General features: G+C 52.3%; 28 protein-coding genes, 1 tRNA gene and 1 pseudogene. 12 read left to right on the forward strand and 18 right to left on the reverse strand.

Annotated elements, in window-relative coordinates; translation table 11 throughout:
* Nucleotides 1–6: 6 nt before the first annotated feature.
* From dndD to dndC, 3 genes are read right to left on the reverse strand one after another with little or no spacing between them, the layout of a single operon-like run.
* The gene (gene dndD / locus HMPREF2560_RS03140; protein ID WP_049258440.1) at nucleotides 7–2052 is read right to left on the reverse strand and encodes a DNA sulfur modification protein DndD; all 2046 of its coding nucleotides are present in this window, start codon (nucleotides 2050–2052) and stop codon (nucleotides 7–9) included.
* Between the two features lie 2 nt (nucleotides 2053–2054).
* Nucleotides 2055–2273: a DNA modification system-associated small protein gene (locus tag HMPREF2560_RS03145; RefSeq protein WP_009425188.1), complete on the reverse strand. Its 219-nt coding sequence runs from the start codon at nucleotides 2271–2273 to the stop codon at nucleotides 2055–2057.
* Entirely contained in the window at nucleotides 2242–3387 is a 1146-nt protein-coding gene (dndC, locus tag HMPREF2560_RS03150; protein WP_063076790.1) for a DNA phosphorothioation system sulfurtransferase DndC, read from the reverse strand. The genes HMPREF2560_RS03145 and dndC overlap by 32 nt, the downstream gene beginning before the upstream one ends.
* Nucleotides 3388–3454: 67 nt before the next feature.
* Between dndC and HMPREF2560_RS03155 the strand changes: the two genes are divergently transcribed.
* On the forward strand, nucleotides 3455–3706 hold the full coding sequence (locus tag HMPREF2560_RS03155; protein ID WP_049331660.1) for a helix-turn-helix domain-containing protein: 252 nt from the start codon (nucleotides 3455–3457) through the stop codon (nucleotides 3704–3706).
* The gene (locus HMPREF2560_RS03160; RefSeq protein WP_063068390.1) at nucleotides 3703–4179 is read left to right on the forward strand and encodes a hypothetical protein; all 477 of its coding nucleotides are present in this window, start codon (nucleotides 3703–3705) and stop codon (nucleotides 4177–4179) included. The genes HMPREF2560_RS03155 and HMPREF2560_RS03160 overlap by 4 nt, the downstream gene beginning before the upstream one ends.
* 255 nt (nucleotides 4180–4434) lie before the next feature.
* On the opposite strand, the gene uvrD is transcribed toward HMPREF2560_RS03160, so the two are convergent.
* A complete protein-coding gene (gene uvrD, locus HMPREF2560_RS03165) occupies nucleotides 4435–6642 on the reverse strand; it encodes a DNA helicase II (protein WP_070606188.1) in 2208 nt (735 codons plus the stop codon).
* 100 nt (nucleotides 6643–6742) lie between these two features.
* On the reverse strand, nucleotides 6743–7771 hold the full coding sequence (gap, locus tag HMPREF2560_RS03170) for a type I glyceraldehyde-3-phosphate dehydrogenase (protein ID WP_070606186.1): 1029 nt from the start codon (nucleotides 7769–7771) through the stop codon (nucleotides 6743–6745).
* Nucleotides 7772–8546: 775 nt separating this feature from the next.
* Here gap and HMPREF2560_RS03180 point away from each other — a divergent pair.
* From HMPREF2560_RS03180 to HMPREF2560_RS03185, 3 genes are all read left to right on the forward strand, one after another.
* Nucleotides 8547–10082, forward strand: a complete 1536-nt coding sequence (locus tag HMPREF2560_RS03180) for a sodium-dependent transporter (RefSeq protein WP_083306148.1) — start codon at nucleotides 8547–8549, stop codon at nucleotides 10080–10082.
* Nucleotides 10082–10174, forward strand: a complete 93-nt coding sequence (locus tag HMPREF2560_RS10825; protein ID WP_036472778.1) for a methionine/alanine import family NSS transporter small subunit — start codon at nucleotides 10082–10084, stop codon at nucleotides 10172–10174. The genes HMPREF2560_RS03180 and HMPREF2560_RS10825 overlap by 1 nt, the downstream gene beginning before the upstream one ends.
* Before the next feature lie 308 nt (nucleotides 10175–10482).
* A complete protein-coding gene (locus tag HMPREF2560_RS03185; RefSeq protein WP_141748397.1) occupies nucleotides 10483–10938 on the forward strand; it encodes a hypothetical protein in 456 nt (151 codons plus the stop codon).
* 80 nt (nucleotides 10939–11018) lie between these two features.
* On the opposite strand, the gene HMPREF2560_RS03190 is transcribed toward HMPREF2560_RS03185, so the two are convergent.
* Together HMPREF2560_RS03190 and HMPREF2560_RS03195 are read right to left on the reverse strand one after the other, a co-directional pair.
* Nucleotides 11019–11714, reverse strand: coding sequence for an LrgB family protein (locus HMPREF2560_RS03190; RefSeq protein WP_070873707.1), 696 nt, complete (start codon nucleotides 11712–11714; stop codon nucleotides 11019–11021).
* Nucleotides 11715–11729: 15 nt separating this feature from the next.
* Entirely contained in the window at nucleotides 11730–12203 is a 474-nt protein-coding gene (locus HMPREF2560_RS03195) for a CidA/LrgA family protein (protein WP_003748145.1), read from the reverse strand.
* Between the two features lie 14 nt (nucleotides 12204–12217).
* On the opposite strand from HMPREF2560_RS03195, the gene HMPREF2560_RS03200 reads away from it, so the two are divergent.
* Both HMPREF2560_RS03200 and mgtE read left to right on the forward strand, forming a co-directional pair.
* Entirely contained in the window at nucleotides 12218–13111 is an 894-nt protein-coding gene (locus tag HMPREF2560_RS03200) for a LysR family transcriptional regulator (RefSeq protein WP_070606175.1), read from the forward strand.
* Between the two features lie 242 nt (nucleotides 13112–13353).
* Nucleotides 13354–14811: a magnesium transporter gene (mgtE, locus tag HMPREF2560_RS03205; RefSeq protein ID WP_070606173.1), complete on the forward strand. Its 1458-nt coding sequence runs from the start codon at nucleotides 13354–13356 to the stop codon at nucleotides 14809–14811.
* A 149-nt stretch (nucleotides 14812–14960) separates the two neighbouring features.
* Here mgtE and HMPREF2560_RS03210 read toward each other — a convergent pair whose 3' ends face one another.
* Entirely contained in the window at nucleotides 14961–15227 is a 267-nt protein-coding gene (locus HMPREF2560_RS03210; RefSeq protein ID WP_004518970.1) for a SemiSWEET family transporter, read from the reverse strand.
* A gap of 218 nt (nucleotides 15228–15445) precedes the next feature.
* On the opposite strand from HMPREF2560_RS03210, the pseudogene HMPREF2560_RS03215 reads away from it, so the two are divergent.
* Nucleotides 15446–15975, forward strand: a pseudogene (locus HMPREF2560_RS03215) (IS1595 family transposase); the annotation flags it as partial.
* A 20-nt stretch (nucleotides 15976–15995) separates the two neighbouring features.
* On the opposite strand, the gene HMPREF2560_RS03220 reads toward HMPREF2560_RS03215, so the two are convergent.
* The gene (locus HMPREF2560_RS03220) at nucleotides 15996–16379 is read right to left on the reverse strand and encodes a hypothetical protein (RefSeq protein WP_004518967.1); all 384 of its coding nucleotides are present in this window, start codon (nucleotides 16377–16379) and stop codon (nucleotides 15996–15998) included.
* A gap of 207 nt (nucleotides 16380–16586) precedes the next feature.
* Here HMPREF2560_RS03220 and thiE point away from each other — a divergent pair, with 207 nt between their 5' ends.
* The 4 genes from thiE to HMPREF2560_RS03240 are packed head-to-tail and all read left to right on the forward strand — an operon-like array spanning nucleotide 16587 to nucleotide 18636.
* Complete coding sequence (thiE, locus tag HMPREF2560_RS03225; RefSeq protein ID WP_004518966.1) at nucleotides 16587–17204, forward strand: thiamine phosphate synthase; 618 nt, start codon at nucleotides 16587–16589, stop codon at nucleotides 17202–17204.
* A gap of 42 nt (nucleotides 17205–17246) precedes the next feature.
* Nucleotides 17247–17441 (forward strand): sulfur carrier protein ThiS, encoded by a 195-nt coding sequence (gene thiS, locus HMPREF2560_RS03230; protein ID WP_049332241.1) that lies wholly within the window; start codon nucleotides 17247–17249, stop codon nucleotides 17439–17441.
* A 58-nt stretch (nucleotides 17442–17499) separates the two neighbouring features.
* Nucleotides 17500–17793 (forward strand): YciI family protein, encoded by a 294-nt coding sequence (locus HMPREF2560_RS03235; protein ID WP_063068398.1) that lies wholly within the window; start codon nucleotides 17500–17502, stop codon nucleotides 17791–17793.
* Nucleotides 17794–17847: 54 nt separating this feature from the next.
* A complete protein-coding gene (locus HMPREF2560_RS03240) occupies nucleotides 17848–18636 on the forward strand; it encodes a thiazole synthase (protein WP_070606171.1) in 789 nt (262 codons plus the stop codon).
* Nucleotides 18637–18707: 71 nt separating this feature from the next.
* Here the strand turns inward: HMPREF2560_RS03240 and HMPREF2560_RS03245 are convergent, their stop codons facing one another.
* The 9 genes from HMPREF2560_RS03245 to HMPREF2560_RS03285 all read right to left on the reverse strand — a co-directional run bounded on the left by HMPREF2560_RS03245 (nucleotide 18708) and on the right by HMPREF2560_RS03285 (nucleotide 24586).
* Nucleotides 18708–19475, reverse strand: a complete 768-nt coding sequence (locus HMPREF2560_RS03245) for a uracil-DNA glycosylase family protein (RefSeq protein ID WP_070606168.1) — start codon at nucleotides 19473–19475, stop codon at nucleotides 18708–18710.
* Nucleotides 19469–19912 (reverse strand): ribosomal protein S18-alanine N-acetyltransferase, encoded by a 444-nt coding sequence (gene rimI / locus HMPREF2560_RS03250; RefSeq protein WP_070606166.1) that lies wholly within the window; start codon nucleotides 19910–19912, stop codon nucleotides 19469–19471. Before rimI ends, HMPREF2560_RS03245 begins: the two co-directional genes overlap by 7 nt.
* Nucleotides 19909–20583 (reverse strand): tRNA (adenosine(37)-N6)-threonylcarbamoyltransferase complex dimerization subunit type 1 TsaB, encoded by a 675-nt coding sequence (gene tsaB, locus HMPREF2560_RS03255; protein ID WP_070606164.1) that lies wholly within the window; start codon nucleotides 20581–20583, stop codon nucleotides 19909–19911. Before tsaB ends, rimI begins: the two co-directional genes overlap by 4 nt.
* Nucleotides 20584–20745: 162 nt before the next feature.
* Entirely contained in the window at nucleotides 20746–21420 is a 675-nt protein-coding gene (locus tag HMPREF2560_RS03260) for a glutathione S-transferase family protein (protein WP_070606162.1), read from the reverse strand.
* An 8-nt stretch (nucleotides 21421–21428) separates the two neighbouring features.
* The gene (locus HMPREF2560_RS03265) at nucleotides 21429–21824 is read right to left on the reverse strand and encodes a DarG family dialkylresorcinol biosynthesis protein (protein WP_049323710.1); all 396 of its coding nucleotides are present in this window, start codon (nucleotides 21822–21824) and stop codon (nucleotides 21429–21431) included.
* Nucleotides 21825–22991: a beta-ketoacyl-ACP synthase III gene (locus HMPREF2560_RS03270; protein WP_070606160.1), complete on the reverse strand. Its 1167-nt coding sequence runs from the start codon at nucleotides 22989–22991 to the stop codon at nucleotides 21825–21827.
* 19 nt (nucleotides 22992–23010) lie between these two features.
* Nucleotides 23011–23256, reverse strand: a complete 246-nt coding sequence (locus tag HMPREF2560_RS03275; RefSeq protein WP_049332250.1) for a GNAT family N-acetyltransferase — start codon at nucleotides 23254–23256, stop codon at nucleotides 23011–23013.
* 36 nt (nucleotides 23257–23292) lie between these two features.
* Nucleotides 23293–24201, reverse strand: a complete 909-nt coding sequence (locus HMPREF2560_RS03280; protein ID WP_070606158.1) for a hypothetical protein — start codon at nucleotides 24199–24201, stop codon at nucleotides 23293–23295.
* 309 nt (nucleotides 24202–24510) lie between these two features.
* Nucleotides 24511–24586: transfer RNA gene (locus HMPREF2560_RS03285), tRNA-Phe, on the reverse strand.
* Between the last annotated feature and the right edge of the window lie 11 nt (nucleotides 24587–24597).

Below are 24597 nucleotides of genomic sequence, written 5' to 3' on the forward strand. Positions count from 1 at the left end.
CTTTAATTATTCGAAATAAACATCGGCAGTTACACGTGAACATGCGCCCGCGCTGTCCAGTGATTCGGCTTCCACCAGATAGGTGCGGCCGATATGCGGGTCGAGACGGCGGTACACTTCGGGGGTGATTTCGGTGTCCTGCGACAACAAAATCACCTGCTGTTCCAGCCCACTCCAATGCTTGAACAAACCTTCTCGGTGGCCCTCATCCAAACGTGCCAAAGGGGTATCGATGACAAAGGGGGCAGGATAGTGGGTAACTTCCGCCAATGCCGACACCAGCGACATAATCAGAATTTGCATTTGTCCGGCCGACAAATCGACCTGCGCTTCCCTGCCGTCGCGGCCGTAAAGCCCCATCCTTCCGTCGGCTTCGATGCTGATTTTGTGGATGCGGTCATCGTGTGCAATGGTGCGGTTGATGCGGGTGGCGGTTTCACCGATTTCACCCGCCTTTTGCCGCATTAGAGCATCGGTCAATGCGGCAATAACTTTTTCTACCTGTCCCGCACGGCGCGACTTCACCATCAGCGGGTTGCTGTCGCTGATTTTGTCTTGCAGTTTGCTGACTTCATCCTTTTTGCGCCGGCATTCTTTTTCTTTTTCCAACACGTTGCTTTTCAGGCTGCCCGAACGTTCTTTCAGTATATCGGCCTGCTTGTTCGCCTGTTTGAGCTGTTCCACCAGTTCGTCTTTGTTGCTGCCTTTGAGCAGCTCCAATTCTTCCAAGACTTGTTTTTGTTCGCTCCGCCGCTGTTCGATATCGGCCAGCAGGCTGCCTATCCTTCCTTGTGGCATACCCTGTATGCGGCTGATTTCGTTTTGGATTTCAGCATGGGCGTTTTTCGAGAGATAGTTGTGCTCGATAGTTTCGGCGCAATTTTCAGGCAACGGGTAAAATAATTCGTTCCAGCATTCGGCTACAGCTTCCTTCATCAGCGGGTCTTCCAAAATGGCGCAAGCCGAACGCCCCAATACTTCTTTGACTTTGCCGCTGCCGACAAACGCGCTCCAAAAATCGTTTACCCGTCCCGCAATCTGCTCCCTGCCGGCTTCATGGTGCAGGCGGTTGGCTTCTCGTTCGAGTTTGATTTTTAGAGCGTTCAGGCCGTCTGAAGGCAGGAAGGCCAGCGGCATGGCTTTAACCGCCGCCTTGACCTTCGCATTGAAATCGTCCATTTCCTTCTCCAGCCGTTCCCGCTGCATCAGCAAATCCTGCGAAGTGCGGATGTCGCTGCCGCCGCCGATCTGCTGTTGCAGCCTGCTTCTTTCCGCATCCCAATGCGCCCATTCCTGTTGTACTTTTTCCCATTCTTCACGGAATACATCATATTGCACTTGGGCAGAAGTCAATGCGCTTTCGGCTTTGTCCAAATCTTCCTGCATCTTTTTGCCCGCGTTCTCGGAAATGCAGCGTTTGCGGTAATCGCCAAGGCTGTCTGCAAGCCGCGTCAGCAGGGTTACGCCCAATAGGCCTTTCAGGGCGGTATTGAGCCACATACCCGTGCCGCTACGTTCTGCAGCCTGCACGATTTTTTCGCCGTCGAAAAAGAAAAACGGCGCATAATCGAACGGCAGGGCGTAAGTGTTGAGATATTTGTCCAATTCGGCTAAATCGACAGGCAGGTAGCGGTCGTCAACCAGCACGTCTGCCCGCGTTTCGGTGCTTTCGCGTTCAAATTGCCTTTTCTCATTGAAATGCCATTTCCGGCGGATTTTCAGGCCGCAAATCTTACCTTGCCGCCGTTGGCGGATTTCAATTTCCAGCTCGATGCGGTATCGGCCGTATTGCGGCGCTGCTTTGTGATGCAGGGCAGCCTGCAGGAAATTCGGGTAATTGACATCTTTGCTGTTCAAGCCGGCCCGCTGCAAATGGCTGACCGCATCCGCGTCATACAGGCACAGGTAAACCGCTTCCAACAAAGTGGTTTTGCCGTGCCCGTTCATCGCACCGATTAAAACAATGTTCTGCCCGTTTTTCGGTTCGGGAAAGGAGAAGGCCGCTTCTTGGTAGGATTTGAAATTAAGCAGCCTGATTGAATGTATCCACATATTCAGCCCCAATATTTCCTGTTTTCAAAAACTTCATCGAATACTTCGGTCATGCCGCGTTTGCGGATCCGTTCCTGTTGCTCGCGCTCCCATGCCGCCAAATCGGCCAGCGCATCGGGCGATACACCATGTTCGGCAGCGATTTTCTCCATCAGATTTCTGGCATTTTCATCACTCCACAGCAGCAAATCAGCCACCTGTTCCCGTGTTTCCGTCTTCATTTTTATTCCTTGAGTAAGTGTTAATCAGATCTTCCGTCCAAATTCGCTTGATTAGGTCGATTTCGTCCTGCGAAATCAGTTCTTCGCCGAAAGCAGCCTGCACTTTTAGCAGCTTCGCCAGCATTTCCTGCCGCGCCGCGATGGTGAACGGGCCGGGGATGTGTTTGCCGCCTTTGAACGTGAGTTTTCCGTTGCGCCGTTCGGCCTGGCGGTATTCGGGTTTGTTGCGGATGTCCACCAGCCAGTCGCGGTATTCGATTAACGGTGTGAATTCGGTTTTCCCCGCGTCCACAAAGCCCTGCAGGCTTCTGTCCTTATTGACCACCGTGCACGTCCAGCAGCCGAAGCGGCTGGAATTGGTGCCGCAACCGGGGGCTTCTTCCTGCGACAGCACAATCGGACATTCGCCGCCGGCGGCTTCGCGGTAGAGCTTGATTAAATCGCTGTGTGCGCCTCCCCAGGGCGGGTCGTTGGCAGCAAGGAATTCCCACACGTCGTCGGTACTCAAATCGACAATCGGTCGGTACACCAACGCGTTTTTCAAATCACTGTGCGGGGTCAGATTGCTGTTTTCCAAGTTTTGGTGGCTTTCGATACTTGCTTTGCGGGTGGCAGATTCGTCTTTGCGCACGCCCAGTACGATGATGGCTTTGCCGTTTTCGTTTACTTTTTGCAGGATGTAGCCGCTAGTAGGCTGGATTTTCAGGCGGTCGGTGCACCAGCGCATTGAGCGGTTGGGCGTGGGGTAGCCTTTGCCGATGAGTAGCGTCCAAAAGGTGTCCTGCAATTTCGGCACGGTGATTTCGCCGCTGACGGGCAGCCTGAAAATTTCAGCGGCACGCAGAATTTCTGCCAAAGATTGGCGCATGTGTTTCACTACCAGCGGGCTTTCCACCAGCGTGTCGTTGGAAATGAAGAACACCTGCCGCGTCCGCAGCATCGGCGGCAGCGAAAGCAGCATGTCAAACACCAAATGGGCGACAAGGGTGCTGTCCTTGCCGCCTGAAAAGGTAACAATCCAAGGGTAGTGCTGCGTTTCGCTCAAATATTCTTCAGTGATGTTTTGGCGTATAGCGTCGAACGGGTTGGCAGGGTGTATGGGTATTACGGTCATTTTTATACATATTTCTTATTTGCACCTAAAACAGGTGCATGCGTGATTGTACCTAAAATCGGAGCGCATGAGAAATATTCGTTTGTCGGTACACTCTGCCGAACACACCTATTTGCGACAACTCCTTATCCGCAGAAGATTGGATTTGGGGTTGTCGCAGCGTGCATTGGCGGAACGGATGAATGTGGTGCATTCGTTCGTAGGAAAAGTGGAAACAGGTGACAGGCGGCTGGATATCTTTGAGTTTATTGATTATTGCCGCGCATTGAATTGGCAACCGGAGGAGGTATTGCAAAGTTTGCAGGAGGAAGCGGTATGAAAGATTTGGCAGCATTATTAAAATATGCGGAACAATTCCGCAGCCTGCATACAAGTTTTACACAAGCAAACAACCGTGCCCCGCATAAATTCATCCTTCTATACAGTTTATGCCTGCTGTATGAATCAGGCAGCCTGCACACAGAAAAAATTGATTTTTCGGATACGCTTTTGGAAGAATGGCAGGCAATATTCAGACAGCAATGGCAGCGGTGGGTGGCAAACGCATACCACCAAGAAAATTTCGGCATGCCGCTCTACCACATGAGGACCGAGCCGTTTTGGTATTTTTGTGTCAAACCTGGTATGGAAGATGCATTCGAACAAAAAAACCGCATGAAGGCTTTATCCAGCCTGCGTCAAACTGTTTCGGGCGTAGAAATCGATGCACTACTCGCACGGCTGCTTCGGCAGGCCGAAACGCGGGTGGTGCTGCAGGATGTGCTGTTGGCACAATTGTTTGAAATCTTATGAGCAGGGAAACGAGTGAAATTTAAAGTGCAGGCTGCTTTTTCATCACCCCAAAAGCAGCAGCCGTAGGTCGGATTCTCGAATCCGACATTTTCCAACAGCGTTTTTTTCGGAAACGATAGACGCGTCAATGTTTTTGTTGGATACGAGTATTCAACCTACATTTCTACTTCTGGATTCCCGCCTGCGAGGGAATGACAGCGGAGGTTTCGGCAAAATTGCTCCTCCCGTTTTCAGACGGCCTCTGCCATCTCCCTTCTACATCTCTTCCAATTTCGCAAACTTGGTATCCAGCTCTTTTACGCCCTGTTTGCCGAAGTTGATGGTCAGTCGGGCGGATTCACCTTTGTCCACGGCATCGATGATGACGCCTGTGCCGAATTTGGCGTGGCGGACGTTTTGGCCGATACGGAAGCCTGCGTAGGTTTGCGGCTGTTTAAAGTCGTCGAGGATTTTATCCCGTTGTACGGTGGTTTGGCGCATGTTGCCGTAGCTGTCGTAGGCGGGTTTTTTGACCGACAGGTAGTGCAATACTTCGGGTGGGATTTCTTCGACGAAGCGGGAGACGATGCCGAATTGGGTTTGTCCGTGCAGCATGCGTTGCTGTGCCATGGTGATGTAGAGGCGTTTGCGGGCGCGGGTGATGGCGACGTACATGAGGCGGCGTTCTTCTTCGAGGCCGCCGCGTTCGGCAAGGCTCATTTCGCTGGGGAAGCGGCCTTCTTCCATGCCTGTGAGGAAGACGGCGTTAAATTCCAAGCCTTTGGAGGCGTGGACGGTCATCAGTTGTACGGCTTTTTCGCCTGCGCCTGCTTGGTTTTCGCCGGATTCGAGGGCGGCGTTGCTCAAGAAAGCGAGGATAGGGAAGGCGGGGTCGTCTGAAATGTTGTCGGGCAGGGTTTCAAAGTTGCTGTCTTCGGGTTTGAACTCGATGGCGGCGTTGACGAGTTCGTCTAAGTTGTCGAGACGGTCTTGGTTGTCGCCTTTTTGGGTTTTGTAGTGTTCGGTCAGGCCGCTGTCTTTGAGGATGCCGACGATGATTTCGGACAGGGGCATTTGTCTGACTTGGTTGCGCAGGGCTTCAATCAGGCGGACGAAGGCGGCGATTTTGGCGGCTTTTGCGCCGGCATTGCAGGCTGCCTGCCAGAGGGTGATGCCTTGTTCGTTTGAGGCCGTCTGAAGGTTCTCGATGGTGCGTGCACCAATGCCGCGCGGTGGGAAATTAATCACGCGCAAGAGGGCGTTGTCGTCGTCTGGATTGACGGCGAGGCGCAGATAGGCGAGCGCGTGTTTGATTTCTTGGCGTTCGTAAAAGCGCAAGCCGCCGTAGATTTTGTAGGGAATGCTGCTGCGGAACAGGCTTTGTTCGATGACGCGCGATTGGGCGTTGCTGCGGTAGAGGACGGCGATTTCGTCCAAATCCCAGCCTTCGCGTTCGAGGGCTTTGGTTTCGTCTACGATGAATTGGGCTTCTTCGAGGTCGGTAAAGGCGGAGTAATAGCGGATTTTGTCGCCTGCTTCAGCGTCGGTGCGCAGGTTTTTGCCGAGGCGTTCGTCGTTGTTTTCGATGACGGCGTTGGCGGCGGCGAGGATGTTGCCGACGGAGCGGTAGTTTTGTTCGAGTTTGACGGGCGTGTCGATGTGGAATTCTTCCATCAGCGCGGTCATGTTGCCGACGTTCGCGCCGCGGAAGCGGTAGATGCTTTGGTCGTCGTCGCCGACGGCAAAGACGGCGGTATTGTTGCCGGCAATCAGTTTCAGCCAGGCGTATTGCAGCTTGTTGGTGTCTTGGAACTCGTCGACCAGAATGTGATTGAAGCGGTTTTGGTAGTGTTGGCGCAGGATTTCGTTGTTTTGCAGCATTTCGTAGCTGCGGAGCATGAGTTCGGCAAAATCGACCACGCCTTCGCGTTGGCAGATTTTGTCGTATTCGGCGTAGCACTCAATCATGCGGCGTGTGTGCGGATCGGGCGCGCTCAAGACGGAAGCGCGCAAACCGGATTCTTTTTGCGCGTTGATAAAGCCTTGCAGCGAACGCGGCGCGATGATTTCTTCGGCGATGTTGAGGCTTTTGAGCAGGCGTTTGATCAGGGAAAGCTGGTCGCCGCTGTCGAGGATTTGGAAGGAAGAGGGCAGGCCTGCGTCACGGTGATGCAGGCGTAAAAAGCGGTGGCAGAGGCCGTGGAACGTGCCGAGCCACATGGCGCGGACGTTGATGGGAATCATCGCGCCCAAACGGGTCTGCATTTCTTTGGCGGCTTTGTTGGTAAACGTTACCGCCATAATGCTGTGCACGCTGGCTTGTCCGCTTTGCAAAAGCCATGCGATACGCGTGGTCAGCACGCGCGTTTTGCCGCTGCCTGCGCCTGCCAAAACGAGGGCGGATTGCGGCGGCCAGGTTACGGCGGAGAGTTGTTCGGGGTTTAAGCCTTGCAGCAGATTGGGGGCGGATTCGTTGGGAAACATGAAGAGGCCGTCTGAAAATAAATGGGAATGCGATATTTTAAAGGAAATACAAAAGGCCGTCTGAAAAGATGTTTCAGACGGCCTTTGTGTTGGAAGCCGATTAGAACGGACGTACTTCCAAACCGAACATACGGCGCGCGGTGTTCAGCATTTGGCAGCTGAAGCCCCACTCGTTGTCGTACCATGCGAATACTTTAACCATTTTGCCTGCGGTGACTTTGGTCAGCGTAGAGTCAAATGTGCTGGCTTGGGTAGTGTGGTTGAAGTCCATGGAAACCAGCGGCAGGGTGTTGTAACCCAAAACGCCTTTCAGACGGCCTTCTTCGGAAGCGGCTTTCATCAGCGCGTTGATTTCTTCGGCGGAAGTGTCGCGGCCTGCTTGGAAGCTCAGGTCAACCAGGGAAACGTTGACTGTCGGTACGCGGATGGCGAGGCCGTCGAGTTTGCCTTTCAAGTCCGGCAATACCAAACCGACGGCTTTTGCCGCGCCGGTTTTGGTCGGAATCATGTTTTCCACACCGCTACGCGCACGGCGCAGGTCTTTGTGGCGTACGTCGGTTACGGTTTGGTCGTTGGTCAGCGCGTGGATGGTGGTCATCACGCCGTTTACGATGCCGATGTTTTCGTTCAACACTTTGGCAACAGGTGCCAGGCAGTTGGTGGTACAAGACGCGTTGGAGATAACGGTCATGTCGTCGGTAATCACGTCGTCGTTTACGCCGTAAACTACGGTTGCGTCAACGTCATCGCCGCCAGGAGCGGAAATCAGCACTTTTTTCGCGCCGCTTTCCAAGTGGATTTTGGCTTTCTCTTTGCTGGTGAACGCGCCGGTACATTCCATTACCAGGTCAACGCCCAATTCGCCCCATGGCAATTCGGCTGGGTTGCGGGTAGAGAAGTAAGGGATTTTTTTACCGTCGATGATGAGGTGTTTCTCATCGTGGGAAACATCGGCGTCAAAGCGGCCGTGAACAGTGTCAAATTTGGTCAGGTGAGCATTGGTCTCGATGCTGCCGCTGGCATTGATGGCAACGATGTCGAGTTGGTCTTGCAGTTTGTAGTCGAAAATAGCGCGCACTACTTGGCGGCCGATGCGGCCGTAACCGTTGATGGCAACTTTGATACCCATGGCTTTTCCTCTTCTTTTGGGTTTGGGTTGTGGAGTGAATGGCGGCAATTATAGCAAAAATGTAGTGCTGTGTAATTAATGTTTTATTGAAAATTTTAGGTTCGATTATTTTTGATTGTAGATGATTAGAGTAGAAATATAGGTTTAAATTTAATGTTGTTTTATATTTTTTGAAATTTTATTTTTATTAATTCCATTTTTTGGTGTTTTATGTTCGTTTTAAATCATGGTAGTGAAGGAAACGGGAAAAGGTGGATTGTTTTTGTTTATATTAAACAGAATTTAGGGATGGTTTCTTGATTACAACATGCAATAGTGAAATTTTCAAACGGCTAGGATTGGACGGAAGGAAAACAGGCCGTCTGAAACATTTTGATGACGGGGGTTTGAATGCGTTGGGTTGCCGCTTTTCCTTACGGGATAAGGGGAAGGCGGTTTGCGGCGAGGGCGGTTGTCAGTGGGAAGGGGAGGGAAAAACGGGGCTTGGGTGTTGCGTTTGGCTTGTATATAAAGAAGTGTATGAAGATTTTAGTCGTAGTGCATGAAGATTTTCCTTGCGATTTTAATGCAATACTGACTTGCCAACAGTGTTAAATTTTTTTACGATAAGGTCAGATTATGTTTGCATGGCCATAAGCGGTGCATTCTTTAAATACCGGATATTATCCTTGTCCGAATATCTATTTTAACCGGCCGGTTTGTCCGACCTGATTTCTAAATATATACGCGCAAGGCCGGGAGGCCTTGACGACACTCGATTTTTAAGAGGTTCATTGTGTCAAATTCTCAATCCAGCGAACGCGCGACGTTTAGCAGTCGCCGTGCCTTTATGTTTGCCGCCATCGGCTCGGCCGTGGGCTTAGGCAACATTTGGCGTTTCCCTTACATCGCCTTCGACAACGGCGGCGGTGCTTTCGTCCTCCCTTACTTGGTTGCGCTGTTGACGGCAGGTATTCCGCTGTTGCTGCTCGACTACGCCATCGGCCACCGTTACCGCGGTTCGCCTCCTTTGGCCTTCCGCCGCCTCGGCCGTTGGTTTGAGCCGGTGGGTTGGTGGAACTTCCTGACCAACGTCATCATCTGTATCTACTACGCCGTGATTGTCGGCTGGGCGGCAAGCTATGCCTATTATTCGTTTACTTCTGCATGGGGTGCGGATCCGCAGGCATTCTTCTTCAAAGACTTCCTGCAAATGGCCGATGCCAAAGACTTGGGCTTGGATTTTGTCGGTAAAGTAGCCGGTCCGCTGATTGCCGTGTGGGTGTTTACGCTGGCGATTATGGCTTTGGGCGTGCAAAAAGGCGTGGCCGGTGCGTCCACATTCTTCATGCCTTTGTTGGTGGTAATGTTTGTCATCATGGTGGGCATCGCCCTGACCCTACCGGGAGCGGCAAAAGGTTTGGACGCTTTGTTTACGCCTGATTGGAGCCGATTGTCCGATCCGAAAGTCTGGGTAGCCGCATATGGTCAAATTTTCTTCTCGCTCTCCATCTGCTTCGGCATCATGATTACTTATTCTTCTTACCTGAAGAAAAAAACCGACTTGGGCGGCACAGGCTTGGTTGTCGGCTTTGCCAACAGTAGCTTTGAGTTGCTCGCCGGTATCGGCGTATTTGCCGCATTGGGCTTTATGGCTCAAGCTGCAGGCAAAGAAGTCAGCGAAGTGGCATCCAGCGGTATCGGCTTGGCGTTTATCGCGTTCCCGACCATCATTAACCAAGCGCCGATGGGTGCATTGATCGGCGTATTGTTCTTCGGCTCGCTGGTGTTTGCGGGTGTCACTTCCATGATTTCCATCGTTGAAGTGATTGTGGCCGCGATTCAAGACAAAATGAACATCGGCCGTGTCAGCGCAACGCTGATTGCAGGCGTTCCAATGGCGATTATTTCCACCTTGCTGTTCGGTACGACCACCGGCCTGCCTGTGTTGGACGTATTGGACAAATTCATCAATACTTACGGCATTGTGGCTTCCGGTTTTGTTTACGTTTTGGCGATTGTCCTGTTGCACAAGCTGCCGGAACTGCGCAACCACTTGAACGCGCTGTCTTCCATCCGTGTCGGCAAAGTGTGGACTGCCAGCGTGGTGGTTACCGTCGCCATGCTCGGCTATATGCTGTATCAAGATACTGCCGGCCTCTTAAAAGAGAATTACAGCGGCTATCCTGACAGCTTCCTCAATATTTTCGGTTGGGGCATGGTAGGCGCCATCCTCGTATTGTCGGTTTTGCTGTCGTTCTTGCCGTGGAAACATGGTCAGAACTTCAACGTCAAAGACGAACATGAACACGAACGTGAAGGAGACGAATAATGAGTACTTCAGCCATTATTATGATGCTTGTCGCATTGATCGTTATTTGGGGCGGATTCATCGTCTCCGTCCTGCGCCTGCCTAAAGAATAAGGCTTGAGCAAATGAAAGGGCCGTCTGAAACTTAAATTTCAGACGGCCTTTTTGCGACATGACGGGGAAAGTGGGAAAGAAGGATTCCCCTGATTGGCGGGGTAGCCTGGAAATTTGATTATGTATTATTGATTATGATGTGTAAATTATATCTATTTGTTTTTAAAAGATTTTAGTCCGATTGTCGTTTTAATGAACCGTTGTTCTCTTTGGCCCCTGCCTGCTGTTTTCTTTGTTTTAGAATAAAGGCTCTCATCGACCTGATGGGGCATTGGGTACAGCAACTGTTTATTTTTAAGGAGAGTTCCGTGGCTAAAGTATATCAACCAGGTACAGAAATTGATTCTAAAGATTTTGTTTTCGGTCTCGATCCGCGCGAGTGGAACGGCTTTTTTTCAAAAGGAATAGGGTCGGATAATGGTCATAATGAGCATGTTTTCCGTCTTGATCCGCGTGAGTGGAATGGCTTCTTTTCAAAAGGAATAGAGTCTAATAATGGTCATGACGATAATGGGCGTATCATCCGCCTTGATCCGCGTGAGTGGGAAGGTTTCGAGCCTGCGCTGCCGGCCTCCAAGCCGATATTGGAAACTAAGGCTTTTAGTGGAGATGAACTTTTGAGCCGTGCGTTTGGTGAGGCTGATCCTCTTGATTCTTCTGTCGGTCTTTCCTCAGACAATGCGACCTATTCAAGTCATGGTATTGCTTCATCTGCTTTGGATACCATTCATGATTTAGCAGAGGCTTCTGTTTTTAAACTGTAATCGTTCCATAATATAAAAGGCCGTCTGAAACTAATATATGTTTCAGACGACCTTTTTGTGTATGGTCATCGGGACGAAGCCTAACTCATCATCCAAATTACCAAATGCACCATGGTCGGGCCAAACAATACCATAAACAGTCCGGCCAAAATCATGGTCAGGCTGGCCATGACGCCTTCGGTTTCGTGGCGTTGTCCGGCGCGTGATGTGCCGAAGCCGTGGGCGGCATTGCCGAATGCTACGCCGTTGGCGGTACGGAAACGGATGCGGGTGAAGGCCAAAAACAGGTCGCCGAATATCATGCCGACAAAGCCGGTGATGATGGTGAACAGGGAAACAAGCGAGGCGGAGCCGTGGATTTCGCTGGCGAGGACGACGGCAAACGGCGTGGAGATGGAACGCGCCATCAGGCTGTTGGTTACTTCGTTGTTGAAGTGGAACATATGGCTCATGAGGAATGCGCTGACTACGCCGACAAACATGCCCACCATAATGGCGATGGAGAGGATGGGCAGTTGGCGGCGGATGACTTCGCGGTTTTCATAAATGGGGACGGCAAAGGCAACGGTAACCGGAGTGAGCAGGAAGACGATGCCTTGGGTATATTTATGGTAGGTGTCGTAATTGACGCCGAATGCCAGCAGCAGGAGGATGGTGCTGACGGAGACGGTAACGACGGGGGAGAAAATCATTAAGGGTTTTTTGCGGTGGATTTTTTTGGCAACGACATAGGCAAAGCAAGTCCAGATGAAGCAGACGAGGGCAGTATAGTTCATTTTTATTCTCTATTTTTAGGAGTGGAGTTTTTTGTAGAGGCGGCGTTTCCAGCGGTAGCAGAAATCGAGGGTCAGGGCGGTGCTGATCATCACGAGCGCGGTGCCGACGGCGATGGTCAAAATCAGCTGCCAACCTTCGGACATCAGCAGGTCTTGATATTGCAAGACGGAAACCATAATAGGGATGAAGAAAAAGACGAGTTCGCCCAATGCCCATTTTGCGCCGCGGTCAACCATGCCCGGGCGGATGATGCCGAGCCCCAAAAGGGCGAGCATGAGGAACAAGCCCAATACGCCTGAAGAAATAGGCAGATGCGTGAAGCGGACGATAAGGTCGGAGACGCCCCATACTGCGCCGATGATGGCAAGTTGCAAGGCCGTCTGAAAAAATCTGGTGAGGGAATCCATGATATGGGTGTGTGTTGAATGAAAGGCTTGATTATAGAAACCTGGTTTCTGCATAATATGAATTATTAAACGAATAATCATGCCTTAGAGGAATAATGGACTTCAAAAGCCTGTATTGTTTTGCCGAACTCATCCGCCTGCAAAGTTTTTCGGCCACCGCTTCCGCGTTGAATTTGACGCAGCCGACGGTCAGCAAAATCATTCAGGCTTTGGAAGAAGAATTGGGCGTGCCGCTTTTGTGCAAAGAAAACGGACGCAAAAAGCGGCAGGTGCAGCCGACCGCAATCGGCGAAGAAGTCTATCGCCACGCTTTAAACCTTTTGCACGAACGCGATTTATTGCTTGCGCGCATTGACGATTACCGCCATGTCAAAAGCGGGACGCTGCGTTTGGGTTTGGCCCTGTTCGGCAGCGATTTGCTCAGTCATGCGCTGTTTGATTTCCACCAAAAATGGCCGGACATCGAATTGTCGTTTTTGGAACAAGGCTCGCTCGCCATCGAGGAATCCCTGCGCAACAACGAACTCGATGCCGGGCAGCTGCTCGCGCCGGTTCACGAAGACTTCGACAGCATCACGTTGTGCGACTATCCGCTGGTGGTCTTGATGCCGAAAAATCGGGCAAGACACGATGCGCTGATGCTCAAAAGCTTGCAACACGAGCCCTTCATCCTGTTCGGCGCCGGTTTTTCCCTCAACGAAACCATTCAGACAGCCTGCCGCAATCAAGGTTTTACCCCCAACGTTGTCTGCCGTACCGGGCAATGGAATTTGGTCGCCGACATGGTGGCGCACAATATGGGCATTGCCTTGTTGCCCGAATACTATGCCCGAAAAATCAATCCCGATGTCTTTGCCGCCATTCCTTTGGTCGAACCTGAAATCCGCTGGCAGCTCACCATGGCATGGAAAAAACACCAACGCCCGACACCGGCCTTAAGGGCTTGGTTGGACGTGGTCAGGGAAGCGTTTGGCAGGCGAAACAAATAAAATCAAATCATCAGGCCGTCTGAAAAAAGGGATTGATATCACCCGATTTCAGACGGCCTTCCTCGTTAAAAATGGTAAAACGGCCTAAAAAAGAGTAGAATATGGACCGTTTACAACTCTGCGCCTCTCAGCAGGCTCGAATTATGGACCTTCCCAGTTCGCCTTTGAACTTCCCATCAGACACACAACAACAATAATCATCCCGCCGAAATGCCTCCCCGCGTCCGGCGGGCGGAGCATTTATGAGCATCGAACAAACCCCTCCGAATCTCGACAATATCCCCGACAATGATGTGGTAGAAGACCGCATTTCTGACGATATCGACCGCATCCACGCCTTATGCGAAATCCTCGAGCCGTCCTTTGAACAAATCGAAGCAGGCATGCCGATTGAAGACGAAAGCCTGCGCGATAAGTTTACCGAGCTGACCGTCCTCTTGGCCGAGTTGCACCCTGCCGACGTGGCCGCCGTCTTGGAATCCCTGCCGCCGCGCGAGCGTAACATCGTTTGGCTTTTGGTCGCCCCTGAAGACGACGGCGAAGTCTTGCTGGAAGTATCCGACTCCGTACGCGAAATGCTGATCGAGTCCATGGACAAAGACGAGCTGTTGGCCGCTGTCGATGATTTGGACGCAGACGAATTGGCAGAACTGGCAGACGACTTGCCGCACCAAGTGGTGTACGAAGCGCTGCAAACGCGTGATGAAGAAGAGCGCGAGCAGGTCAAAGCGGCGATGTCTTACGAAGACAACCAAGTCGGTGCGATTATGGACTTTGAATTGGTCAGCATCCGCGCCGATGTGGCGTGTGAGGTCGTGTTACGCTACTTGCGCCGTTTCGACAGCCTGCCCGACCATACCGACAAGATTTTCGTGGTCGATGAAAACGACGTGTTGCAAGGCGTACTGCCCATCCGCAAACTCTTGGTCGCCGATCCCGAAGACATGGTGGCAGACGTGATGGCCACCGATGTCGTGCGCTTCCGTCCCGAAGACGACGTGGAAGAAGCGGCGCAGGCGTTTGAACGTTATGACTTGGTGACCGCGCCGGTTGTCGATGAAAACAAAAAGCTGATCGGCAGGATCACCATTGACGAAATGGTGGACGTGATCCGTGAAGAATCCGAAGCCGACATGTTGAACATGGCCGGTTTGCAAGAAGAAGAGGACTTGTTCGCCCCGATTTGGGACTCGGTGAAAAACCGCTGGATGTGGCTTGCCATCAACCTGTGTACCGCCTTCATCGCCAGCCGCGTGATTGGCGCATTTGAAGGCAGTATCGAAAAAATCGTCGCACTGGCCGCACTGATGCCCATCGTCGCCGGTATCGGCGGCAACTCCGGCAACCAAACCATCACCATGATCGTCCGCGCCATGGCGATGGGACAAATGACCAGCACACAGGCAGGCCGCCTGCTGAAAAAAGAAGTCGGTGTCGCCCTCGTCAACGGCATTATTTGGGGCACGGTAATGGGTGTGATTTCATGGCTGCTCTACGGCAACATCGGTATCGGTTTGGTCATGGTGGCCGCAATGACTTTGAACCTTTTGCTTGCCGCGACCGTCGGTGTCCTCATCCCCGTTATGATGGACAAAGCCGGACGCGACCCGGCATTGGGCAGCTCGGTGCTGATTACCGCGGTAACCGACTCCGGCGGCTTCCTGATTTTCTTGGGATTAGCAACCATGTTCCTGTTGTAATAGGAAAAAAAAGACGTGTTCGATACGTCCTTTTCAAACCGTTTAAAAGGCCGTCTGAAATTTCAATTTTCAGACGGCCTTTGCTGTTTTTTAAAGCTTTACATCATGAGGGCGTTTAGTTTTGGGGCTGACGTAGATTAGCCCCTTGTTTAAAGCGAAGTCAGAAAAGTCAGAAATCCCAATATCACGCCGACTGCGTTGGGTATAATCAGAATCCAGTCTTTCCGGGGTTCTTTGCTCCAACCGTACAAAACCCAAATCAGACAGGATACTGCTGCAAACAGGGGTTGCCACGGCTGCGCCTTTGCCCCTTGCATATTGGCGATAATTTGGGGGATATAGGCGACAAATACGAAAATACCTATTGCCGCTCCTATGCTGCCGACAACGGTATTGAATTTTGCTTTGCTTATCATGCTGGTAAGTCTCCTTTTAATATGAAAATCGAGGCGGTAGATAATATGGGCAGGCTGACTCAGCCGAGGGAACAGCCGCAGCCGCAATGATGTTCGTGGCCTTGGCCATGTTCGTCCGAATCTTCGGCAAGCAGGGCTTCGTAGTCGCCGCTTTCAATCAGGCTGACCAGTTCTGCCGGACTTTCCGCGCCTTCTACCTAGTCGCAGGATAAATAACTCTATTCTACCGCAAAATATGTATGTCATCATCCATCATTTGGCCTTGGCTGCCGATGAGGTTTTCGAGGGCTCTGTCGAGCTGGACGAAAGCTATTTCGGCGGACAGCGTAAAGGCAGACGTGGTCGAGGTGCGGCAGGAAAAGTGGTTGTCTTCGGCATTCTGAAACGCAACGGACGGGTCTATACCGTTGTGGTGGATAATGCCAAGTCTGAAACGTTATTCCCTGTCATCAAAAAGAAAATCATGCCGGACAGCATTGTTTACACGGATAGCCTGAGCAGCTACGACAAGTTGGACGTGAGCGGTTTCATCCATTACCGCATCAACCATTCCAAGGAATTTGTCGACCGTCAGAACCACATTAACGGCATTGAGAATTTTTGGAATCAGGCAAAACGTTTCTTGCGAAAATACAACGGAATCGATCGCAAATCTTTCCCGCTGTTCTTGAAAGAATGCGAATTTCGATTTAACTTCGGCACACCGTCTCAACAGCTTAAAATCCTGCGAGATTGGTGTGGAATTTAGGGCTAATCTACGTCAGCCCCTTAGTTTTTGATGACGTTTACGGCGTAATGGGCAGTAGTGTTACGGCGGGCTTGGGCGCGCATCATATAGACCTGCACTTTATATTTGCCCGATTGGGTAGCGATACCGTCAAATTTATCGCCTTGTGCCGAACCGTTAAATACGGCTTCATCGTCTTTGGGTGCCCATACGTTGAAATAGGCGTTAGGGCTGCCGGTTTTACTGATGCGCAGGCGGTCGCCCTTGCGTACGGAGAACAAATGCTCGGCGGTTTGATAGCCGGTGATTTTGCCGGAAAAACGCTGCTTGGTTTGTTTGTGTGCCGAAGCTGGTTTTGAAGCTTCCGCTTTAGGCGTGGCGGCATTTGAATAAGTGGTAAACAGTAAGGGAAGGGCGGCTAACAAGAGAAATTTTTTTCATGGGTTGGGTCTCCGAATGTGGGGCGCCAATATGGCACTCATTTTGATAACCCATCAGTATGTTCATATTTTTATAAAGCCAAAGCCGAATAGGGCAATATTCATTTTTTCAATCAGGCCGTCTGAAAACAAATATTATTCAGACGGCCTTTTCTGATAATATAACAACGAATTATTCCTTTCGGAGCCGTTATGACCTTCCCGCCACTCAAATCTCCCCTGAAATTTTACGCCGTTGTTCCCACTGCTGACTGGGTCGAGCGCATGGTCAAAGCAGGTGCCGACACGGTGCAACTGCGCTGTAAAATCCTGCATGGCGACGAGTTGAAACGCGAAATCGAACGTTGCGTCGTAGCCTGTCAAAACAGTGCAACCCAGCTTTTCATCAACGACCACTGGCGCGAAGCGATTGCCGCAGGTGCATACGGCGTGCATCTCGGGCAGGAAGACATGGACACTGCCGACCTAGCCGCGATTGAAGCTGCCGGTTTGCGCTTGGGCTTGAGTACGCACTCTGTTGCCGAACTCGATCGCGCCTTGTCCGTACAACCTAGCTACGTCGCCAGCGGCGCGATTTTTCCGACCACGACCAAACAAATGCCCACCGCCCCGCAAGGCTTGGAGAAACTGCGCGAATATGTGAAACAGGCTCGCGGCATACCCGTCGTCGCCATCGGCGGCATCGATTTGAACAACGCTGAAGATGTACTTGCCACCGGCGTTTCCTCCCTCGCCGTCGTCCGCGCCGTTACCGAAGCGGAAAATCCCGAAGCCGTGGTTAAAGCGTTTCAGGCTTTGTGGGATGAATAAGGCCGTCTGAAAATAAGAAGTCTGACAAGAGGAGCAAACATCATGAAGATTATATTAAACAATGAAGCCATCACATTAAACGGCACAACTATCGCCGACCTTATCGCCCAAACCGCGCCGCAGAAACCGTTTGCCGTTGCCGTCAATACCCAGTTTGTCGCCAAAGGCGCGTATGCGGAAACGGTTTTGAACGAAAACGACAAAGTGGACATTGTACGCCCCGTAGTCGGCGGATAAGCGGTTTTACTGTGCGTATATCTGCGCTATTGGTTTAATGCTGAGAAAAGGAAAAGAGATGTTTATCGTATCGTTGGAATATATTAAAGACTTGGCTGCGGTTGAAACCTACCTGTCCGAGCATATTGCGTATCTTGAACGGTATTATCAAGCAGGTGTATTTGTTATGTCTGGCCGCAAACAGCCGCGGACGGGCGGCGTTATCCTGATGAAAGCATCAGGCAGGGAGCAGGTGGAAAAGTTAATTGCAGAAGACCCGTTTCACCGAGAAGGTGTAGCGAAATACACAATTACCGAGTTTATTCCGACTAAGGTTGCCGAAGGACTTGAAAACTATTTGGAAACTATCTGAACCGATTTTTCAGAAGGCTATTGCCCCAAAAATAATATTACAAAGGAATCCATCATGTTTACCCTATACGGAGAAACTTTCCCTTCACGGCTGCTGCTCGGTACGGCTGCTTATCCGACGCCGGAAATCCTCAAGCAGTCTGTCCAAATCGCGCAACCGGCGATGATTACCGTTTCGTTACGCCGCGCCGGCAGCGGCGGCGAAGCGCACGGGCAGGGCTTTTGGTCGTTGTTGGAAGAAATTGGCGTACCTGTGTTGCCCAATACTGCAGGCTGTCAAAGCGTGCAGGAAGCCGTGACTACTGCGCAAATGGCGCGCGAAGTGTTTGAAACCGACTGGATCAAACTCGAACTTATCGGAGACGATGACACGTTGCAGCCGGATGTGTTCCAACTGGTTGAAGCGGCGGAGATCCTGATTAAAGACGGCTTCAAAGTGCTGCCTTATTGCACCGAGGATTTGATTGCCTGTCGCCGACTGCTCGACGCAGGCTGTCAGGCGTTGATGCCGTGGGCGGCGCCGATTGGCACAGGTTTGGGCGCAGTTCATGCTTATGCGCTGAAAGTTCTGCGCGAACGCCTGCCCGACACGCCGCTGATTATCGACGCAGGCTTGGGTTTGCCTTCGCAGGCGGCGCAAGTGATGGAATGGGGCTTTGACGGCGTGTTGCTGAATACCGCCGTTTCCCGCAGCGGCGATCCGGTCAATATGGCACGCGCTTTTGCGCTTGCGGTCGAGTCGGGCCGTCTGGCTTATGAGGCGGAACCTGTGGAGGCGCGTGATAAAGCGCGCGCCAGTACGCCGACGGTGGGCCAGCCTTTCTGGCATTCGGCGGAATATTGATACACATTAGGGCGTGTCGAACACGCCCTTTTTTATTGGTGGGAAACCTGATTTCAGCTTGAACAGAATGTTCAGACGGCCTTGGCCAAAAGCTGTTTCAATGGTTTTAAGATTTGCCATGCCTGCGCTTTGAGTTGCGGCTGCATCAGCAGGCGGGCGGGGTGGGGAATGACGAAATGCGGCCGCTCTGCGCACAATTCGTTCATCAACCCAATCATGTCAGGGCTATCAAAGATTTTGCCGAGGAACAATACTGCGCGCGCTTGCGAAGCGGTCAGCTCGTTTTGCATTTCGGCAAGCTCGGAGCGGATGTGTTCGGCATCGGGCAGGGCGGTGAATACGGGCGCGGTTTTGACCCATGCGGTTTTATGCGCCTGCTCGGGCTTGAGGCCGATGGCGGCGAGGATGTTGTCGAGAAGCGTGCCGACGTCGCCGCTAAACAGCGTACCATGCAGGCTGTCTTCGGTGGACGGGCAAATGCTGACCACCATGATTTCAGACGGCCTGATGGTTACGTCAAGACGGGGCAGATTGTCTGAATGCGCGGCTTTTTCTGTTTTTGCCTGTGTTTCGACAATGGCTTTGGGTACCGCTTCGGGAACGCGGACGGCAGGTTTGGCCGTTTGCGCAGTGGCAATGGCGGCAGTGCGTGCCTGATGGGCACCTGCGGATAAAGTGCGCACGGCTTGCGCGGTATCGGCAGCAATGGTTTTGGGGCGGACGGGCGCGGCTGATGTTGCGGCTTGAGGCGCGGCATGGATGATTTTGGCGTTTTGGTTCAGCCACATGGGGCCCAAACCCAAGGCTTCGTGCAGGTGCAGGTAGCGGCTGCTTAACATGATTTCTCCATCAATACGGCATCTTCGCTGCCACCATCGGGCAGGGCGTAGTAGTTTTTACGGCGGCTGCAGGTTTGGAAACCGTGTTTGCGGTAGAGCTGTTGCGCGGTTTCATTGCTTGAGCGGACTTCGAGTAGCAATCGGGTTGCGCCTTGTTGTTGCACTGCGTTTTGCCAGTGTTGCAGCAGGGCGGACGCAATGCCTTGGCGGCGGTATTCGGGCGCGACGGCAATCAGGTGCAGCTCAGATTCGTCAAATACGGTTTGCCACACGATAAAGCCGGTAATTTGGTGGTCGGTCTGGCTGAGCCAAACGCTGTCGGGATGGTGTTGAACGGCCGATTCAAACTGCTGCGCCGTCCACGACGAAAGATTGCCTTGTGCGTCGATGGCGGCAAGGGTGGGGCAGTCGGCAAGTACGGCTGGGCGCAGGTTCACGGTTTGGCCTTTTGTTGGGCTTGCTCTTGCGCGGTCAGGGCAATTTTGTTGCGGACGTAGAGTAGCTCGGCGTGTGCCGCATCGGTGGCAACATAGTGGCCGCTGTGGGCAAGTTTAAGATAGTCGGCGGCGGTCGGCATATCGGCTTGACCGTCAAAAGGCGGTTTGTCGGTGAGGGCAAAGGCATTGCCGATGCCGCTGCTAGGCGTTTTGCCTTCGGGCGCGGTAATGGCGGCGGCTTTGCCAACCGTGTAATCGCTCAAGCGGACGTGGTTTTGCGTATCAAACCATGCGTAGAACACTTCGCCCATACGCGCATCGGTGGCCGCTAGGATGCAGCTTGATGGCGGCGGCAGCGAAGCGGCGGCATCGAGGCAGGGAATGCCGATCATGGGCGTGTCAAACGGCGTGGCCAAACCTTGTGCAACCGCCGCGCCGATGCGCAGGCCGGTAAATGCGCCGGGGCCTTGTGCATAAACGATGCAGCCCAAATCGGCGGCCGTGATGCCCGCTTCTTTGAAGAGGCGCTCGATTTGCGGCAGGATTTGTTCGGATTGTTTGGTGCCGACGTTTTCGTGAAACAGGCAGATTTCGCCTTGATGTTCCAATGCAATGGACAAAAAGGATGTGCTGGTGTCGATGGCAAGAGTCGGGCGGTTGTCGGTTGGCATGGTGTTATTTTTTAGAAGGATATGGGTTGCCATTATAGTGGAACGGCGAGGGGGAACAAAGCATTCAGGCGGCGCGTTGGTAAAAACGCCGTTTGCCGCAAAGCTATTTGATAAGTGAACCAAGGTTTCAGGCCGTCTGAAAATGTTTCAGACGGCCTTGTTTTATTTGTCGAGTTTCAATAAAGGCGAACCTGCTTTTTCAACGGCGCGGCGGTAGGCTTCATGCGCTTCGATGCGCTGCAAATAAGCGCGGATATTGGGGTAGTCGGCAAAATCGAAGCGGTCGGCTGCGGCTTGCAGCGGATAGCTCATCATGATGTCGGCACCGCTGAGGCTGTTGCCGACCAACCATTCGCGGTTTTCTAACTCGCTGTCGATGTGGGAAAGATGCAGGGTGGCTTGCGGATGGATAAAGCTGCTTTTGACGCTGCCGCTGATTTTGCGGGCAATCGGTTTGACGAAAAACGGCATGGGTGCGCTTTCAATCCGGCGGAACACCAGTCCGAGCAACAATAACGGCATCAGTGAACCTTCAGCGTAATGCAGCCAGCGTTGATATTGCCAGTATTCGCGGCTGCCGCGTTCGGGCATCAGACGGCCGTTGCCGTAGGTTTGAATCAGATAGTCGGTAATCGCGCCGCTTTCCGCCAAGATAAAGCCGTCATCATCCAATAAAGGCGATTTGCCCAAGGGATGGATGGCTTTGAGTTCGTCAGGGGCGAGCAAAGTGTCGGGATGACGGCGGTAGGTTTGCAGGCGGTAAGGCGTACCGAGGATTTCAAGAAGCCAAACAATGCGCAGGGCGCGGGATTGGTCGAGCGAATGCAGGGTAATCATGAGGGACTTTAAATATCGGTTTGTTTGAGGCCGTCTATGCTGATTTGGCAGGCATCGGCGTATTTTTGCAGGGTTTTGGCCGGTAGTTTGGCGAACACTTCGGGACGGAAATGCCGACGAAGCTGCCATTTCCATACGCCTGCCGCCATGGCCAAGCCGGTTTCATCATAACGGCAGCGGAACATATGGTAGTACAGCGGCGAGTATTCGCCTTTTTTGACGGCTTCGCGCGCGGCCTGCGTTTGGGCATCAAGTTCGCATACCGCCATTTCGGTGGCGTAGGCTTCGTCCTGCCAACCGTTGCTGGTGGCCGCTTCGTAGTGGCCGTCGCGGGTGCCGTAGATGACTTTGCGGTGGCCGTGGTAGCTGGCGCTGTTGTCTTGAGGAATGTCGTCAATCTTCATTCAGACGGCCTTTACTGCTTCCAAAAGCATGAAACATGTTGAAAAACGGCCGCTTTCCGGAACGTAACACAGGATTTTTTGGCCGTGTTCGATAGGAAAGGTGCGCATAAATTCTTCAAGGATGATGTAAATCGAGGCCGAACCCGTATTGCCCTTGCTGTGCAGATTGGTAAACCATTTTTCCTGCGGAATATCGAAGCCGATGTTTTTCAGGCCGTCTGAAAGGCGGTCGCGGAAAAAGCCGGAAGAGTAGTGGGGCAGGAACCAATCGATTTCTTCGGCGCGGATGCCGTGTTTGGCGGCGATTTGGGAGAGGGGTTTTTCCACCGTATAACGGACGATGTTTTCGTTCAGTAGTTTGACGTCCTGCTTGACCGCCATCAGGCTGTGGCGGCGGCCGTAATCGGCATCGGCGTGTTTCCAGCCTTCAAATACGCCGTCGCGGAATTCTGCGCCGGCATACATGCAGGGCGGCATTTCGTTGGCGTAGGAAAGCAGGTCTATCCAATGGATTTTCAGGCTGAGGCCGTCTGAATTGGGGCGGTCGGACAGATGCACCGCGCCTGCGCCGTCAGACAGCATCCAGCGCAAAAAGTCTTTTTCAAACCCGATTTCGGGGGATGCGTTTTCCAGTTTTTTATGGTCGGTTTCGCTTTGAAACACTTCGCCGCGCATAACCGCCGAGGCGTTTTCGGAAGCAACGGAAACCGCATGTGCGTGTTCGCCGGTACGTACGGCGTTGTAGGCGTGTTTCATCGCCGCCATACCTGCCGCGCATACGCCTGCCATGCTGAACACTTCGCAAGGCGGCATATCCAGCAAACCATGCACCATCACACCGTGTCCGGGCATGGTTTGGTCGGGATAGGAAGTGGCGCAGGCCAGGCTGCCTATGGCTTCTGCTGGAACACCTTGTGCAAACAGGCCGTTGACCGCTTCGGCAGCCAATTCGGCATTGGTGTGCGTCGTCCGGCGGCTTTCGGGATCAATGGCATAGTGGCGCGACAAAATGCCGTTGGAACGCAAAATCATACGGCGCACGCGTGAAGGTACATCGCCTGCCATGCCGAGGACGGCTTCCATTTCGTCATTGCAGACAGGGGCATTGGGCAAGAAGGCAGAAACGCGGTTGAGATAAACGTCTTTGAGTGTGTTATTCGATGTCATGATGTGGTTGTCAAAATAATCAACCGATAAACCGCGCCGCGTAGTCGCAGCTTGCAGTCAACGGGATGTTGTGTGTTTCGGCGTATTCCATCAGCGCGCTCACCAGCAGTTTGGCAATGCCGCGATGACGGAAGTTGGGCGAGACCACGGTATGGTTTACGTCCCAGCCGCCGTTATGTTCGGTATAGCTGATATAGCCTGCTTCCAAACCGTCAATGTCGATTTGAAAGCGACGGCGTTCGGGGTAGTGGATAACTTCGGGCATGATGGATTCTCCTAGTTTGAGGCCGTCTGAAACGTATCATTTTCCTGACGGTTGTTCATAATAGTCCGCCAGTTTTTTCAGACGGCCTTTGAGCAGCGGATGCAGCAGTTTTTTTAAAATTACGCTGACGGGCAAAACTACCAAAATCATCGCCAATAAAAAGATGATGTAGAAGCACAACAAGGCACGGCGCAAAAGCGGAGAAATCCTGCCTGCCGCCATCAAAAGCTTGCCCCAGACGAAGAAGCTGCGACCGGCGGCGCGTTCGCTGAAAATCAGTTTTTCATTCACTGTCACCGCGCCCATGTTTTGAAACAGGGTTTCGTCCAAAGGCTGTTGGTTCAATAGTGTATCGCGCAATTTCGTACCAAACCGCGCCGCATCCGCCAATTCTTCTTCAGCAATGCCGGCGGAGGGTAGGGGGCGGAAATAGCGCTTGTCGCCGGTCAGCATCCATGCTGGCGTGGTAATGAAACTTGCCGCGCTGTTGCAGGCATCGATTTTTACGATGTTTCCGATGAGTTTGGCGCCGTTTTGTTTCAGCAAAGATTTCATTTTTTCCTGCGCGCCCAGCCACATATTGCGACAGCCGATAAGCGTGATGACCGGTTTGCCGTCCAGCAGCCGGCGCGTTTCTTCGCATTGCAAAAAGGCGGTCATCGGTTGCGAAGGAGAGAGGAACCAAACGGTGTAGGCAATGACCACTACATCGTAATCTTCGGATGGGATTTGCGGCGGCAGAATCGGGGCGGGTTTTAAATGGACGGTTTCCGGAAAGGTATCGAAAAAACGCCAAAACGGCCACGGAAACGGAAATGCCTGCTCCGGTACGATATTGACGCAATCGACCTGTATGCCGGCTGTTTGCAACGGCGCGGCAAAATTTCGCGCCAGGCTGGAGAGCTGCCCCGTTTGCGAGTAATGCACAATCAGCACTTTTTTCATTATCTTCCCTGCAATGAGTAAGTTATGGTTGGTTTGGACGGTATTATATAGTAAACCGACTTGCCTTGAACTTTATTCATATTCAGTATGTACGCGAAGGTTTCAGCCGATTCGGATGGAAGCGCCGTATTCTGTCGGAATGGGGCGGAGAAGCGGATTTTTATGCCATGCCAACATAAACAACGGCCGTCTGAAATTTTTCAGACGGCCTTGTGTGGAAATCGGGACGCATGGTCTGGAACGGGATTTGCGCTTAAAGCATGCGTGCAAATCGTATAGATAAAAAAATAACCGCTTTAATGCGGTTGGTGGTGGCCAGAGGCGGAATCGAACCGCCGACACACGGATTTTCAATCCGTTGCTCTACCAACTGAGCTATCTGGCCTTCGCGTGTTT

Source organism: Neisseria sp. HMSC078H04, assembly GCF_001838135.1.
Taxonomy (GTDB): Bacteria; Pseudomonadota; Gammaproteobacteria; order Burkholderiales; family Neisseriaceae; genus Neisseria.